Here is a 14,715-nt window from a genome sequence, read left to right on the forward strand (position 1 = left end):
GCCGCCAGAACCATCGATGAGCTTTGGAGGGCCATTGGCAGCATCTGCAAGCTCTTCTCCCCAGAGGAATGCTCCAACTACTTCACCGCAGCCGGATACGGATTCACTTGAGGGTGCGAGGCTCTAGTTCTTTATAGCATGTTATTTGTGCGTTTGCGAGATTTTTGCTTCGCCTGGGTGCGGCCGCCATTGGCTTGTCGAAGGCGTCCACGTCGGCCGCCTGCGGAAATCGCTGAGTCGCGGGCGGGAGGTCGATCCCATCCGCACGGTGCGCGGCATGGGCTATTCCTTCGACGAGAGGTTCGGGCGGTAGGGGCAAGCGGAGGCGGGCCCTCATCCGGCCTTCGGCCACCTTCTCCCATCCTGCGGACGAGAGAAGGGAATATCATCTCACAGTTTTCCCTTCTCACGTCGCAGCGCGATGGGAGAAGGTGCCCGACAGGGCGGATGAGGGCTCTCTCAGCCCTACAAACGAAAAAGCCCTCTCGCGAGGGCCTTTTTCCACATCAGCCGAAATTGATCTTCCGGTTCCGCCGGTCCTGCATGGGCTGGTAGGCAAGGCGGGCGTGGTATTCGCAGTAGGGCGAGCCGTCACGGGGGCCATGGCCGCAGAAGCAGAACTCCTCGCTGCCCGGATCGCCGATCGGCCATTTGCAGGTCTTGTCGGAGAGGTGGAGGATCGTCACCCGGCCGTCCTGCGGAAGATCGACCAAGCGCAAGGGCTGCGGTTCGGGGATGGCGGCAGGCCGGACATGGACCTCGGCCCGCATCATCGGCTTCAGCGCAGTGTTGCCGGCGGTGGGCATGCTCGGCATGCTGCCGCCCGCGCGCGGGGCGAGGCTCGGTTCACGCTGCTTGCGGGGCGCCCGCGGCTGGGCGCTGCGCTGCTGCTGCACGCGCCCGGAGAGATTGAGACGGTGCACCTTCCCGATCACAGCATTGCGGGTAACGCCGGAGCCGAGCCTTCCGGCGATCTGGCTGGCGCTCAACCCTTCCGTCCAGAGCCTTTTCAAAAGCTCGACGCGATCATCTGTCCAGGACAATTTCGCCCCTCCAAGATTGGTTTCCTGCTCGTGCAACAACGGAATCCCTCATGCCTCGCCGGACCCGATCGGTTCCGGCGTGTTCGTCAACATAACTGACCGTTAAGCGCTACATCTCGTAGCCTGACGCGCTAACACTACAATACGCGGTGACTCACCTGCAACCTTTGGCGCTGGAATCGGACCTGTTTTCCCCAGTTTCCGGACCCTGCCTCATGGTTAAGGAAACCTTACCAGCGTCATGAATCGGCGGTCCATGCGCTGTTTTGACTCAGTGTGGACAACCGTGAATCGTGGGTGGAATCGCGTGAATCAGCCTCACCCCCAAGCCGCGATTGACCGTGCGCGGCCTTGGAATTATAAGGGTTTTTTCTCCGAGGCGCCCACCATTCAACGGCGGGCGCCTTTTGATTTCCACAGCCAGGGTTCCGCCATGATCACGCCCGTTCTTCCTACTTACGCCAGAGCGAAGGTCGCTTTCGAGCGCGGCGAAGGCGTGCGCGTGTTCACAACTGAAGGCGACAGCTACCTCGATTTTGGCGCTGGCGTGGCGGTGACGAGCTGTGGCCACTCTCACCCCCATCTCGTCAAGGCGCTGACCGATCAGGCACAGAAGATCTGGCACACCTCCAATCTCTATCAGATGCCCGGGCAGGAAAAGCTGGCGCAGCGTCTGATCGATGCGACATTCGCCGACACGGTGTTCTTCACCAATTCCGGCGCGGAGGCGCTCGAATGCGCCATCAAGATGGCGCGCAAGTACCATGCCGCCAATGGCCACCCGGAGAAGTACCGCCTGATCACCTTCGAAGGCGCCTTCCACGGCCGCACGCTGGCCACTATCGCAGCGGGCGGGCAGGCGAAATATCTCGAGGGCTTCGGCCCCAAGGTTGAAGGCTTCGATCAGGTGCCCTTCGGTGACCATGAGGCATTGAAGGCGGCGATTGGCCCTGAGACGGCGGGCATCCTGATCGAGCCGGTGCAGGGCGAGGGCGGCATCCGCCCGGTGCCGCCGCAGTGCCTGAAGGGCCTTCGCGAGCTCTGCGATGCCCATGGCCTGCTGCTGATCTTCGACGAAGTCCAATGCGGCATCGGCCGCACGGGCAAGCTCTTCGCGCATGAATGGGCGGGCGTTGCGCCCGACATCATGGCGATTGCCAAGGGCATCGGCGGCGGATTTCCGCTGGGCGCCTGCCTTGCCACCGAAAAGGCAGCCTCGGGCATGACGGCGGGAACGCATGGCTCCACCTTCGGCGGCAATCAGCTGGCGACCGCCGTTGGCAATGCCGTGCTCGACGTGGTGCTGGCGCCGGGCTTTCTCGAGGGCGTGCAGCAGCGCGCCCTGACATTGAAGCAGAAGCTCGCCGCGCTGAAGGACCAGCACCCCACCATCATCGATGACATTCGCGGTTCGGGGTTGATGGTCGGCATCAAGTGCAAGGTGCCCAATACCGCGCTGCAGGCCGCAGCCCTCGAGCAGCACCTGCTCACCATCGGCGCTGGCGACAATGTTGTGCGCTTGCTGCCGCCCCTGATCGTGACCGACGCCGACATCGCGGAGGCCGTCGACAAGCTCGACCGCGCTGCCCGCGCACTCGAAGCGAAGGCGGGCTGAGGACCAGACCATGGCGGCTCCCAAGCATTTTCTCGATATCTCCGATTTTGACGCGGCAACGCTCAACGCCATCCTGTCCCGGGCGCGCGCCATGAAGGACGCGCGCCGTGGCCTGCCCAAGGGCCTGCTGGAAAAGGACGAGCCATTGAAGGGCCGCATGCTGGCGCTCATCTTCGAACGGCCCTCGACGCGGACGCGCGTGTCCTTCGAGGTCGGCATGCGCCAGCTCGGCGGCGAAACGCTGGTGCTGACCGCCGCCGACATGCAATTGGGCCGCGGCGAGACGATCGCTGACACGGCGCGCGTGCTCTCACGCTATGTCGATGCCATCATGATCCGCGCGGCGCGCCATTCGAACCTTACGGAACTCGCCGCCGCCGCCACCGTTCCGGTCATCAACGGCCTGACCAACCTCAGCCACCCCTGCCAGGTGATGGCCGATGTGATGACACTGGAAGAGCATGTGGCGCCGCTCAAGGACCTGACCGTGAGCTGGGTGGGCGACGGCAACAATGTCGCCGCCTCATGGATCCATGCCGTGGGCCGGCTGGGCGGCAAGCTCAGGATCGGGGCGCCGGAGCAGCTCGCCCCCGCGCCCGAGGTGATGGCCTGGGCCCGGGCGCAGGGCGCGGATGTGAGCCTGATGCAATCGCCCGAGGAGGCGGTCGAAGGTGCGCATTGCGTGATCACCGATGCTTGGGTTTCCATGCATGACACGGACGGCGAGAGCCGGCACAACCTGCTGAAGCCCTACCAGGTCAATGAGCGCCTGATGGAGCTGGCCCGGCCCGGCGCCAAGTTCATGCACTGCCTGCCCGCGCACCGCGGCGAGGAAGTGACGGACGAGGTGATGGATGGACCCGCCTCCCTGATCCTCGATGAGGCGGAAAACCGCCTGCATGTTCAGAAGAGCATCCTGCTCCACTGCCTGGGGGCGTGATGGCGGAGCTGGACCTGACGGGCGAGGATCTGGTTCTGCCCTTCGAGATCAAGCCCTTGGGCGTGCGCGGCAGGCTGGTGCGGCTGGGCGCGGCGGTGGACGACATCCTGCACCGCCATGATTACCCGCCGCCCGTCTCTGCCCTGCTGGCGGAGGCCGTGGCGCTGACCGCCATGCTGGGCGCCATGTTGAAGTTCGACGGCAAGTTCATCTTCCAGACCAAGACGGACGGGCCGGTGGACATGATCGTGGCTGACTACGTGTCGCCCGGCCGCATCCGCGGCTATGCCCGCTTCGACGCCGCGCGCGTGGCTGAACTTGAAAGCCCCGTGCAGCAGGCCCTTCTGGGCAATGGCTACCTGGCGATGACGGTGGACCAGGGACCGGACATGGAACGCTACCAGGGCATCGTGCCGCTCCAGGGCGAGGACCTGACGGCGGCGGCCCATGGCTATTTCGAGAAGTCCGAGCAGATCCCCACCCGCATCCGCCTGGCGGCAGGCCCGCTGCTGCAGCGCGGCAGCAAGGCCGAAAGCTGGCGGGCCGGCGCCATCATGGTGCAGCACCTGCCGCGCGAGGGGGGCCAGAGCCCGCTTCCCACCCATTCAGGCGATGCGCCCGATGGCACCGACGACGCCCCGCAGGAGCATGACGATTGGGTCAAGGCGCGGCTGCTGCTCGATACGGTGGAGGACCATGAGTTGCTGGATCCGCAGCTTTCGGCCGAACAGCTGCTCTACCGCCTCTACCATGAGGACGGCGTCACCGCCTATGCCGTCACGCCGCTTACGCGCTATTGCAGCTGCTCGCAGGACGGCATCACCAGCATGCTGGCCCGGTTTCCCGCAGAGGACCAGGCCGACATGGTGGAAAACGGCGAAATCGCCGTCACCTGCGAATTTTGCTCAACCACCTACCATGTCAGGCCGTCGGAACTTGCCCCGTGATGCGGAAAACTGGCCGCTGTCGCATTTGAGCCGAAACCTGTCCGAATTGTGAGTTCTATTCACCACCGCGTTATGAGAGTGTCATTGACGGAGTGAATGCTCCATGACAGTTTCGGGAGAAAGGGCCCCCGGGCCCCAACCAGAAAAAGAACGGAACAGGGACAGGCGGAGGACCCAGGCTGGGAGGCCACAAGCGGTCGATCCCGGCATGTCATTCGCCCGCCCCATCCGCATGATAGACGGGTCACTTAAGGAGAGAGACGCATGACCGAATTCGAAATGAAAATGAAGGCCGCGCAGAAGGCCGTTGGCCTTGGCCGGCTGTCCCGCCGCGATTTCATCCAGTTTGCGCTGGCTTCCGGCATGACGCTGGCCGCCGCCAGCACGCTGTTTGCGACCGCCGCGCGCGCTGAGCCCAAGAAGGGCGGCGTGTTCAAGTCCGCCGTCGGCCACGGCCAGACGACCGACTCGCTCGATCCCGCCACCTGGTCCAACGGCTTCACCTTCGCCTGGGGCAAGTCGGTGATGGGTGCGCCGCTCGTCCAGATCAACCAGAAGAACGAAGTCGTTCCGCACGTTGCCGAGAGCTTCGAGCCGGCTGACGGCGCCAAGAAGTGGATCTTCAAGATCCGCAAGGGCATCACCTTCCACAACGGCAAGACGCTGACCGCCGATGACGTGGTGGCCACCATCAACTATCACATCGGACCCGACTCCAAGTCTCCCGCCAAGGGCGTTCTCTCGAACGTCACGGCCGTCAAGGCCGACGGTCCGGACACGGTGGTGTTCGAGCTGAGCGGCGGCAACGCCGACTTCCCCTACCTCCTCTCCGACTACCATCTGTCGATGTTTCCCTCCGAGGGCGGCAAGATCCAGTGGGAGAAGGGCATCGGCGCTGGTCCCTATGTGCTCAAGTCGCTTGAGCCGGGTGTCAAGCTCATCGCCGAGCGCAACCCCAACTACTTCGGCACGACCTGGTTCGACGGCATCGAAGTGCTCTCGATCATCGACGTGGCCGCGCGCACCAATGCCTACCTTTCGGGCGAAGTGCACTACATCGACCGTGGCGACGTGAAGACCATCGAGATGCTGAAGAGCGCGCCGGAAACCGAGCTCTACAACGTCTCGGGCTTCGCGCATTACTCGGCGCCCATGCACTGCGATGCGGCTCCCTTCGACAAGGTCGAAGTGCGCCAGGCGATCAAGTGGGCCATCAACCGCCAGGACCTGGTCGACAAGATCCTCTATGGCTACGGCTCGCCCGGCAACGACAACCCGCTGTCGCCCGCGCTCAAGTATGCGATCAACGCCGAGCCGGTCTACAGCTATGACCCGGACAAGGCCAAGTCGCTGCTCAAGAAGGCCGGCCTCGAGAACCTCAAGGTCGATCTCTCGGCCTCGGATGCCGCCTTCCCCGGTGGTGTCGACGCCGCACTGCTGATGGCCGAACACGCCAAGGCCGCCGGCATCGAGATCAACGTCGTGCGCGAGCCGAACGACAGCTACTGGGACAACGTCTGGCTCAAGAAGCCGTGGAGCCTCTGCTACTGGGGCGGCCGTCCCACGGCGGATGCGTTCCTGTCGATCTCGCTCGCCGCTGACGCTGCCTGGAACGACACGCGCTGGAAGAACCCGCGCTTCAACGAGCTGCTCGTCGCGGCCCGTGCGGAGACGGACGAGGCCAAGCGCCAGGCGATGTATGCCGAGTGCCAGCAGCTCGTCCATGACGACGGCGGTCAGATCATTCTGATGTTCAACAACTACGTCGGCGCGCTCTCCACCAAGATCGGCCATGGCGAGTTCAACTCGGACTTCGACCATGACGGCGGCTTCATGTATGAGCGCTGGTGGATGGCCTAAGTCAGGCTGACATTACTTAAATTTGTGGTTCCGGACCCCGTCAACGCCGTTGACGGGGTCTTTTCGTCATGAGAACCTTTGGCCCATGTGACGGTGCAAGGCCAGGTTCGCACCATGAGAATTCATCTCATGGCATGCCCGCTGGAAGCGGGGTACAGAGGCAGCGCTGCATCACGCAACTCGGGCGGCCGTCACCAACAAGACCGCCATTGATATGCCGGCAAACCCGGCTCAGGGAGAGAAGACACGACATGAACGACATCCAGAACAAGCTCGATACCGCGCTCAGGCAGGCCGTGAAGGGCCGCATCACGCGGCGCGAATTCACCCAGCTGGCGCTCGCCTCTGGCGTCAGCCTCGCCGCCGCCAACAGCATGCTCACCAAGGCGCATGCGGCGGAGCCCAAGAAGGGCGGTACCTTGAAGATCGGCGTGGGCCATGGCGCCACCACCGACTCCATGGACCCTGGCACCTATCCTGACCAGTTCACCGGCACGGCGCTCTGGGGCACGCTGGCGAACAGCCTGACCGAGATCGATCCCGACGGCAACGTGGTCGGTGACGTGGCCGAAAGCTTCGAGCCCGCCGACGGCGCCAAGAAGTGGGTGTTCAAGGTCCGGAAGGGCATCACCTTCCACGACGGCCGCACGGTGACCGCCGATGACGTGATCGCCTCGCTGCAGCATCACCTTGGCGAGAACTCGAAGTCGGCCGCCAAGTCGCTTCTCAAGGAAGTGACGAGCATGAAGGCCGATGGCGCCGAGACGGTGGTCTTCGAACTCTCCGGCGGCAATGCGGACTTCCCCTATACCGTCTCCGACTATCACATGCCCATCATGCCGAAGAAGGACGACGGCTCCGTCGACTGGGAATCCGGCAACCGCACCGGCGCCTACAAGCTCGAGAAGTTTGATCCGGGTGTCACCGCGACCTTCACCAAGAACGAGAACTACTACAAGTCCGGCAAGGGCTGGTTCGACCGGGTCGAATTCCTGTCGATCAAGGACGTGGCCGCGCGCACCAATGCGCTGCTCTCGGGCGAGATCCACTACATGGACCGCTGCGACCTGAAGACCCTCGACATGCTGAAGTCGAACCCCGACGTCACCGTGCAGGAGATCACCGGCTACGGTCACTACATCTACGTGATGAACGTGACGGCAAAGCCCTTCGACGACGTCAACGTCAGGCTTGCCATCAAGCACTCGATCAACCGTGATGACGTGCTGGCGAAGGTGTTCCTCGGCCACGGCGCGGTGGGCAACGACAACCCGATCGCACCGACGGTGAAGTTCGCGGTCGATCCGCAGCCCCGCCATGTCTACAACCCCGACAAGGCCAAGGAATATCTGAAGAAGGCGGGCCTCGAGAGCCTCTCGTTCGACCTGTCGGTGGCTGATGCCGCCTTTGCCGGCGCTGTGGATTCCGCCATCCTCTGGAAGGAGCACGCCAAGGCCTGCAACATCGACATCAACGTGATCCGTGAGCCGGATGACGGCTACTGGGACAATGTCTGGCTCAAGAAGCCCTTCGTTGCCTCCTACTGGAGCGGCCGTCCCACGGTGGATTGGATGATGACCACGGCCTATGCGGCGGATGCCGCGTGGAACGACACGTTCTGGAAGCATCCGAAGTTCAACGAGCTGCTCGTCGCCGCGCGCTCCGAGACGGATGAGGCCAAGCGCGCCGCCATGTATGCCGAGATGCAGCAGATTCTGCATGACGACGGTGGACTCGTGAACATCCTGTTCAACTCCTACGTCGAAGCCCATGCGAAGAACCTGGGCCACGGCAAGGTGGCGGCCAACTGGCAGCTCGACGGCATGCGCATCGCCGAGCGTTGGTGGTTCACCGCCTGATCCGCGGACAATACCCGCTAGCTTGGGGCCGGATGGCGGCAGCGCCATCCGGCTCTTCTTCGATTTTGCAGTAGCGCAAGCAGCTTGTTCTGCTACTGTCACAAGAACGGTCCGGTGAGAGGCCGGTTAGAAAGTGCGAGCATGATCCCGCCGCAAGAGTGGTTCCCACCGCTGCGGGTGATGCTCCAGGGGAGAGGCATGCATCCGGTTCTAAAAACCGTACTGCAGCGCTTGGGACTGGGTTTGCTGACGCTGTTCGTGGTGTCGGTCTTGATTTTCTCGTCCCTTGAATTGCTGCCTGGAGGATTTGCGGAGGCGATTCTCGGCCAGGGCGCAACGCCCGAGACCGTGGCCGCGTTCAACCGCGAGATCGGCCTCGACCGGCCAGCCACGACCCGGTACCTGGAGTGGATCGGCGGCGTGCTGACGGGAGATTTTGGCTATTCCTATGCCGGCCGTGGCGGCTCCATCAAGCAGAGCGTCACGGACCTGATCGCGCCCCGCCTCTACAACACATTCTTTCTTGCCATCATGACGGCCATCGTCGCGGTGCCGCTGTCGCTCATCCTCGGCATCCTCGCTGCGCTCTACCGCAACAGCTGGTATGACCGGATCGTCAACTCAACGACGCTGACCACCATCGCGACGCCTGAGTTCTTCATCGCCTATCTGCTGATGTATTTCTTTGCGATCCAGAACAAGTGGTTCTATTCGCTCTCCACCGTCTCCGACTCGACCGGCTTCATCGAGCACATCTACCGCGCAGCCCTTCCTGCCATCACGCTGACCCTGGTGATCGTGGCTCACATGATGCGCATGACCAGGGCGGCGCTGATCAACCTTCTCGCCAGCCCCTATATGGAAATGGCCCAGCTCAAGGGCACGCCCCGGCGCGAGGCCATCGTCAAGCATGCGCTGCCCAACGCCTGGGCGCCGATCGCCACCGTCATCGCCTTCAACCTCGCCTATCTCGTGGTCGGCGTTGTCGTGGTGGAGGTGGTCTTCGTCTATCCCGGCATCGGGCAGCTGATGGTGGACTCGGTCTCGAGCCGCAACATGCCCGTGGTGCAGGCCTGCGCGCTTATCTTCGCTGCGACCTATATTCTTCTCAACCTTTTGGCCGACATCATCTCGATCGTCACCAACCCGCGTCTGTTGCATCCCAAATGACCGCGCAAGCCCCCGACATCCGCAACGTCCGTGCCCGCCGCACCTTCTGGCAGAACGCCAGGCGCACGCTGGCGACAGCGCCCCTCAGTGCCTGGTTCGGCATGATCGTGATCGTGATCTACGTGATCGCCGCAGTCTTCGCGCCGTGGATCGCGCCCTATGGCGAGTCAGAGGTGGTGGGCAAGGCTTACCAGCCGTCCGGGCCTGAGTTCTGGATCGGCACCGACCAGATCGGCCGCGACCTGTTCTCGCGCCTCATCTATGGCGCGCGCAACACCATCGGCATCGCCTTCTTCACCACGCTGCTGTCCTTCATGATCGGCGGCACGCTCGGGGTGCTCACGGCGCTGAAGCGCGGCTGGCTCGACCAGGCCATCTCGCGCGTCGTCGATGCCTTACTGGCGATCCCGGTCCTGATCTTCGCGCTGATGCTGCTCGCCGTGTACGGCAAGAGCATCATCAACCTGATCTTCATCCTGGCGCTGCTCGATTCAACCCGCGTCTTCCGCCTGGCGCGCGCCACGGCGCTGGACGTCGTGGTGATGGATTATGTGGAAGCCGCGAAGCTGCGCGGCGAGAAGATGAGCTGGATCATCTTCCGGGAAGTGCTGCCCAACATCCTGCCGCCGATGATCACCGAGTTCGGCTTGCGATTCTGCTTCGTCTTCCTCACCATCTCAGCGCTTTCGTTCCTGGGCGTCGGCATCCAGCCGCCGACCGCCGATTGGGGGTCCATGGTGGCCGAGAGCAAGACGCTCATCACCTTCCCGGTCCGCACCTTCCCGTGGATCCCGGCGCCGTTCTATCCGGCCATCGCCATCGCGCTCCTGACGGTTGCGATCAATTTCGTGGTGGACTGGTTCCTCCACAAGACCAGCGGGCTGCGCGATGAAAAGTGACAAGCAACGCGTCAAGGGCGAGACCCTTCTCGACATTCGCGGCCTGAAGATCGAAGGCAACTCCGATGGCGTCTGGCATCCGATCGTCAAGGGCGTGGACCTCACGCTGAAGCGCGGCGAGGTTCTGGGCCTCATCGGTGAATCAGGCGCTGGCAAGTCGACGATCGGCCTGGCCGCCATGGGTTTCGCAAGGCCCGGCTGCCGCATCGTCGATGGCACCATCATGTTCGACGGCATCGACCTGCGTGCCGCGAGCGAGGAAGAGAAGCGCGCGCTGTGGGGCGCGCGCATCGCCTATGTGGCGCAGAGTGCCGCGGCCGCCTTCAACCCCGCGCACAAGCTGATCGACCAGACGGTCGAAACCGCGGTGCGCAGGGGCATCATGGACCGCGACAAGGCGGTGGCGGATTCGATTGACCTCTACCGCCGCCTGCAGCTTCCGAACCCGGAGAAGATCGGCGACCGCTTCCCGCACCAGGTCTCTGGCGGGCAGTTGCAGCGCGCCATGACGGCCATGGCCATGTCCTGCCGGCCTGACCTCATCATCTTCGATGAGCCGACGACCGCCCTCGATGTAACGACCCAGGTCGAGGTTCTGGCCGCCATGCGCGACATCGTGGAGCAGTTCCACACCGCCGCGATCTACATCACGCATGATTTGGCCGTGGTGGCGCAGATGGCGGACCGCATCATGGTGCTGCGCCACGGCCTCGAGGTGGAGGAAGCCCCGACGCGCGAGATGCTGGCGGAGCCGAAGCAGGAGTACACCAAGACTCTGTGGGCGGTGCGCAAGCTCGCCAAGGAAGAATCGATCAGCGACGACGTGGTGCTGAACATCCGCAACGTTGATGCGAGCTATTCGGGCGTGGTGAAGGTGCTGGACAATGTCACCGTGCGCCTGCCGCGCGGCCGCACAGTGGCGGTTGTGGGCGAGTCGGGCTCGGGCAAGTCCACCCTCGCCCGCGCCATCACCGGGCTGCTGCCTCCGTCCAAGGGCGATATTTCCTTCAACGGCAAGCCGCTGCCGCGCATGCTCAAGGACCGCGACAAGGATACGCTGCGCCGCATCCAGATGATCTACCAGTCGGCGGATACATCCCTTAATCCGCGCCAGACGATCCGCGACATCATCGGCCGCCCGCTGGAATTCTACCATGGCATCAAGGGCGCCGCGCGTGACCGGCGGGTGGCGGAACTGCTCGACGCGATCGAACTCAACGAGAGCTACATCGACCGCCTGCCGACGGAAGTTTCGGGCGGCCAGAAGCAGCGCCTCTCGATCGCCCGCGCGCTTGCGGCCGAGCCCGAGATCATCATCTGTGACGAGGTGACCTCTGCCCTGGACCAGATCGTGCAGGAAGAAATCCTCACCCTGCTGATGAAGCTGCAGAAGGACACCAACGTGTCCTATCTTTTCATCACGCATGACATCGCCACGGTGCGGGCGATTGCCGACGAGATCGTGGTCATGCACCAGGGCAAGGTGGTGCAGCAGGGGCCGAAGTCTCAGGTGCTGAACCCGCCCCATCCGGCCTACACGGAACTCCTCCTGTCCTCTGTGCCGCAGATGGACCCCGACTGGCTGACGAACCTGCTCGCCCAGCGCGCCACCGCCAAGACCAGGGCCTGAGGGTCAGAACCGGCCGTGCCCGAATCTGCCTTGTCCCATGCGCGCCGGTCGCTCGGCGGAACCAGCTTCATCGATGAGGGTGAGGGCGAGGCGATCCTCCTCATCCATGGCGTGGGTCTCAATGCGGAGGCCTGGGCGCCGCAGATCGCGGCCTTCTCAGCCACGCACCGTGTCATCGCGATGGACATGGCGGGCCACGGCGGCAGCCTGGCGCTGCCTGAGCAGGCCACACTCGAGGACTATGTGGCCCAGGTGCGGCGGCTGCTCGATGATCTCGGCATCATGGCGGTCAATGTGGCTGGCCATTCCATGGGCGGGCTCATCGCCATGGGCCTTGCCATTGCACATCCCCAGCGGGTGAAGCGCCTCTGCGTGCTCAACTCCGTTCATGAGCGCAGCCCCGAGGCGCGCGCCGCCGTGGAAGCGCGCGCCGCAGCGATTGCCCCCGGCCTCAGCTTCGACACCGCACTCGACCGCTGGTTCGCCAGCGATGAACAGGCCCTGCGTGAGCGCACCGGAGGCTGGCTGCGGCGCATGGACCTGCCCGCCTATGCCACCGCCTACCGCATCTTCGCCACCTCCGACCGCGCCTTTTCGGGCAGGCTGTCCGCCATTCTCTGCCCGGCGCTTTTCGCCACCGGCGGCGGTGACCCGAACTCAACACCCGCCATGGCGGAGGCGATGGCCGGGGCCGTCATGCGCGGCAGCAGTGCCGTCATCGCAGGCGCACGCCACATGATGCCGCTCACCCATTGGCAGGAGACCAATGCGCTGCTCTCGGCACTCCTGGCCGAGCGCCTGAGCCGTTTCGACAACCGGGAACTCCGCTCGGCCTTCGGCAGCTTCATGACCGGTGTCACCATCGTGACGACGGCGGGGATCGATGGACAGCCCCGGGGCTTCACGGCAAACAGCTTCACCTCCGTGTCGCTGGAGCCGCCGCTTCTGATGGTCTGCATCGGCAAGTCGGCCGCCAGCGTCGATGTGTTCCGGCAGGCGCAGGGCTTCGCGGTCAACATCCTGTCCGAGGCGCAGAAGGACATCTCCGTCCTGTTTGCCTCCAAACGGGCCGACAAGTTCGAGTCGGTGGGCTGGCGGCCGGGGCCTTTCGGAGATCCGCTGATCGAAGGCTCCGCTGCCTGGTTCGACTGCGCGCGCTACCAGGTGATCGACGCAGGCGACCACATCATCCTCATGGGCCGCGTAGAGGCCTTCTCCTATACGGATGCCAATCCGCTGGGCTATGCCCGCGGGCATTACATCACCCTCGGCCTCGAGCAGGCGGCGGTGAACGCGGCCATCTCGGCGAGCCGCACGGTGGTGGGCGCCATTCTCGAGAGCGACAACAAGCTGGTTCTGATGCCGGATGTGGGGCGGCCCAATGGCCTTAGCCTTCCGGAAGTGGGCCGCACGGGGCCGAGCGGCAGCGCCTCGCAGCTTCATGACTTCCTGGTGCGCGAAGGCCTCGATGCGACGCTGGGCTTCCTCTTCGCCGTGTTCGAGAACCCCGGCACGCGTGAACAATGCATCTATTACCGTGGCGAGGCGCTGCTGCATGCGCGCGGGCGCACGGTGCTGGCGGACTTCGAGGATATTCCGTGGGACCGGCTGCCGGATGAGGCCACCCGCTCCATGCTCCGCCGCTATGCCGCAGAGCGCAAGATCGGGCGCTTCAAGGTCTATTCGGGCGATCACCGCCAGGGCACCGTGAAAGCCGTCGACTGAGCGCTGCTGATAGACGCCTATCAGGAATTGACGGGAATGGCCGGGCAGGCTTTGATGAAGCATGGTCAGGGCCACGATCGAGGATGTTGCCGAAGCCGCCGGGGTGAGTGTCGCCACGGTCGACCGCGTGCTGAACGGGCGCGCGGCGGTGCGGCCGAAGACGGCAGCACGCGTCGAGCAGGCGGTGCGCCGCCTGAGCTACCAGCCGGACCGGCTGGCGGCACGCCTTGCCCGGGGCCGCGAATACCGCTTCTGCTTCATTCTGCCCGAAGGCGCCAATGCCTTCATGATCGCGCTGGCGGACGCCGTGCGCGAGGAGGCCTCGCGCATGGAACGCGAGAAGGTGGTGATCGACCTCCGCCACACCGATGTGTTCCAGGCCTCCGCCCTCGCCGAGACGCTGGATCAGATCGGCCCTGCCTATAATGGCGCGGCCGTCGTGGCGCTGGATCATCCGCTGGTGCGCGAGGCCATCAACGCGCTTCATGACCGCGGCGTGAGCGTGGTGACGCTTGTCTCCGACGTGCCGAGTTCCAGGCGCATCCATTATGTCGGCATCGACAATTCGGCAGCGGGCCGCACCGCGGCAACGCTGATGGGCCGTTACCTGAGCGGGCGAACGGGCAAGGTGGGGCTGGTTGCAGGCTCGCTGTCATTGCGCGACCACATCGAGCGGCAGTTCGGCTTCGAGCAGGTGATGGCGCATGATTATCCGAACATCACTTTGCTCCCCGTTCGTGAGAGCCGCGATGACCGCAACAAGGTGCAGGGCGTTGCCGAGCAGTTGCTGGCGGACCATCCGGACCTGATCGGCCTCTACAATGTCGGTGCGGGCTCCGGCGGCATCGCCGCCGCCCTCGAGGCCGCGGGCCGCCAGCGCGAAGTGGTGTTCATCACCCACGAGCTGACGGATGACACGCGCCGCGCGCTGATCGACGGCACCATCGACATCATCATCAATCAGGATGCGGGCCATGAGGTGAGGAGTGCCATCCGCGTGCTCCTCTCCAAGGCCGACAAGGCGCCA

Annotated in this window: 11 protein-coding genes and 1 pseudogene; 11 read left to right on the plus strand and 1 reads right to left on the minus strand. The window is 64.2% G+C overall.

Annotated features, from left to right (window positions below; translation table 11 throughout):
* Positions 1–205: 205 nt before the first annotated feature.
* Positions 206–313 (plus strand): annotated as a pseudogene (locus ACILRA_RS09990) (helix-turn-helix domain-containing protein); the annotation flags it as partial.
* 193 nt (positions 314–506) lie between these two features.
* Here the strand turns inward: ACILRA_RS09990 and ACILRA_RS09995 are convergent.
* Positions 507–1,043: a GcrA family cell cycle regulator gene (locus ACILRA_RS09995; RefSeq protein WP_395661956.1), complete on the minus strand. Its 537-nt coding sequence runs from the start codon at positions 1,041–1,043 to the stop codon at positions 507–509.
* Between the two features lie 433 nt (positions 1,044–1,476).
* On the opposite strand from ACILRA_RS09995, the gene ACILRA_RS10000 reads away from it, so the two are divergent.
* The 10 genes from ACILRA_RS10000 to ACILRA_RS10045 form a co-directional block, all read left to right on the plus strand.
* Positions 1,477–2,658, plus strand: a complete 1,182-nt coding sequence (locus tag ACILRA_RS10000; protein WP_395661957.1) for an aspartate aminotransferase family protein — start codon at positions 1,477–1,479, stop codon at positions 2,656–2,658.
* Positions 2,659–2,668: 10 nt separating this feature from the next.
* Positions 2,669–3,598, plus strand: coding sequence for an ornithine carbamoyltransferase (argF, locus tag ACILRA_RS10005; RefSeq protein WP_395661958.1), 930 nt, complete (start codon positions 2,669–2,671; stop codon positions 3,596–3,598).
* Complete coding sequence (locus ACILRA_RS10010; protein WP_395661959.1) at positions 3,598–4,545, plus strand: Hsp33 family molecular chaperone; 948 nt, start codon at positions 3,598–3,600, stop codon at positions 4,543–4,545. The genes argF and ACILRA_RS10010 overlap by 1 nt, the downstream gene beginning before the upstream one ends.
* Before the next feature lie 264 nt (positions 4,546–4,809).
* On the plus strand, positions 4,810–6,405 hold the full coding sequence (locus ACILRA_RS10015; RefSeq protein ID WP_395661960.1) for an ABC transporter substrate-binding protein: 1,596 nt from the start codon (positions 4,810–4,812) through the stop codon (positions 6,403–6,405).
* A 251-nt stretch (positions 6,406–6,656) separates the two neighbouring features.
* Positions 6,657–8,264, plus strand: coding sequence for an ABC transporter substrate-binding protein (locus tag ACILRA_RS10020; RefSeq protein WP_395661961.1), 1,608 nt, complete (start codon positions 6,657–6,659; stop codon positions 8,262–8,264).
* A 198-nt stretch (positions 8,265–8,462) separates the two neighbouring features.
* Positions 8,463–9,434, plus strand: coding sequence for an ABC transporter permease (locus tag ACILRA_RS10025; RefSeq protein WP_395661962.1), 972 nt, complete (start codon positions 8,463–8,465; stop codon positions 9,432–9,434).
* Positions 9,431–10,333, plus strand: coding sequence for an ABC transporter permease (locus tag ACILRA_RS10030; protein ID WP_395661963.1), 903 nt, complete (start codon positions 9,431–9,433; stop codon positions 10,331–10,333). Before ACILRA_RS10025 ends, ACILRA_RS10030 begins: the two co-directional genes overlap by 4 nt.
* Entirely contained in the window at positions 10,323–11,963 is a 1,641-nt protein-coding gene (locus ACILRA_RS10035) for an ABC transporter ATP-binding protein (RefSeq protein ID WP_395661964.1), read from the plus strand. Before ACILRA_RS10030 ends, ACILRA_RS10035 begins: the two co-directional genes overlap by 11 nt.
* Before the next feature lie 15 nt (positions 11,964–11,978).
* Positions 11,979–13,688: an alpha/beta fold hydrolase gene (locus tag ACILRA_RS10040; protein ID WP_395661965.1), complete on the plus strand. Its 1,710-nt coding sequence runs from the start codon at positions 11,979–11,981 to the stop codon at positions 13,686–13,688.
* 61 nt (positions 13,689–13,749) lie between these two features.
* On the plus strand, positions 13,750–14,715 hold a 966-nt coding region (locus ACILRA_RS10045; protein WP_395661966.1), incomplete at its 3' end, for a LacI family DNA-binding transcriptional regulator.

Origin of the sequence: Aestuariivirga sp., from assembly GCF_044239095.1 — a bacterium.
Taxonomy (GTDB): Bacteria; Pseudomonadota; Alphaproteobacteria; order Rhizobiales; family Aestuariivirgaceae; genus Aestuariivirga.

What these genes read in the sequence shown, in the direction of transcription:
- ACILRA_RS10015 (WP_395661960.1), top strand. Translation starts at nt 4,810, where the DNA reads ATGACCGAATTCGAAATGAAAATGAAGGCCGCGCAGAAGGCCGTTGGC.
- ACILRA_RS10025 (WP_395661962.1), top strand. Translation starts at nt 8,463, where the DNA reads ATGCATCCGGTTCTAAAAACCGTACTGCAGCGCTTGGGACTGGGTTTG.
- ACILRA_RS10000 (WP_395661957.1), top strand. Translation starts at nt 1,477, where the DNA reads ATGATCACGCCCGTTCTTCCTACTTACGCCAGAGCGAAGGTCGCTTTC.
- argF (WP_395661958.1), top strand. Translation starts at nt 2,669, where the DNA reads ATGGCGGCTCCCAAGCATTTTCTCGATATCTCCGATTTTGACGCGGCA.
- ACILRA_RS10010 (WP_395661959.1), top strand. Translation starts at nt 3,598, where the DNA reads ATGGCGGAGCTGGACCTGACGGGCGAGGATCTGGTTCTGCCCTTCGAG.
- ACILRA_RS10020 (WP_395661961.1), top strand. Translation starts at nt 6,657, where the DNA reads ATGAACGACATCCAGAACAAGCTCGATACCGCGCTCAGGCAGGCCGTG.
- ACILRA_RS10030 (WP_395661963.1), top strand. Translation starts at nt 9,431, where the DNA reads ATGACCGCGCAAGCCCCCGACATCCGCAACGTCCGTGCCCGCCGCACC.
- ACILRA_RS10035 (WP_395661964.1), top strand. Translation starts at nt 10,323, where the DNA reads ATGAAAAGTGACAAGCAACGCGTCAAGGGCGAGACCCTTCTCGACATT.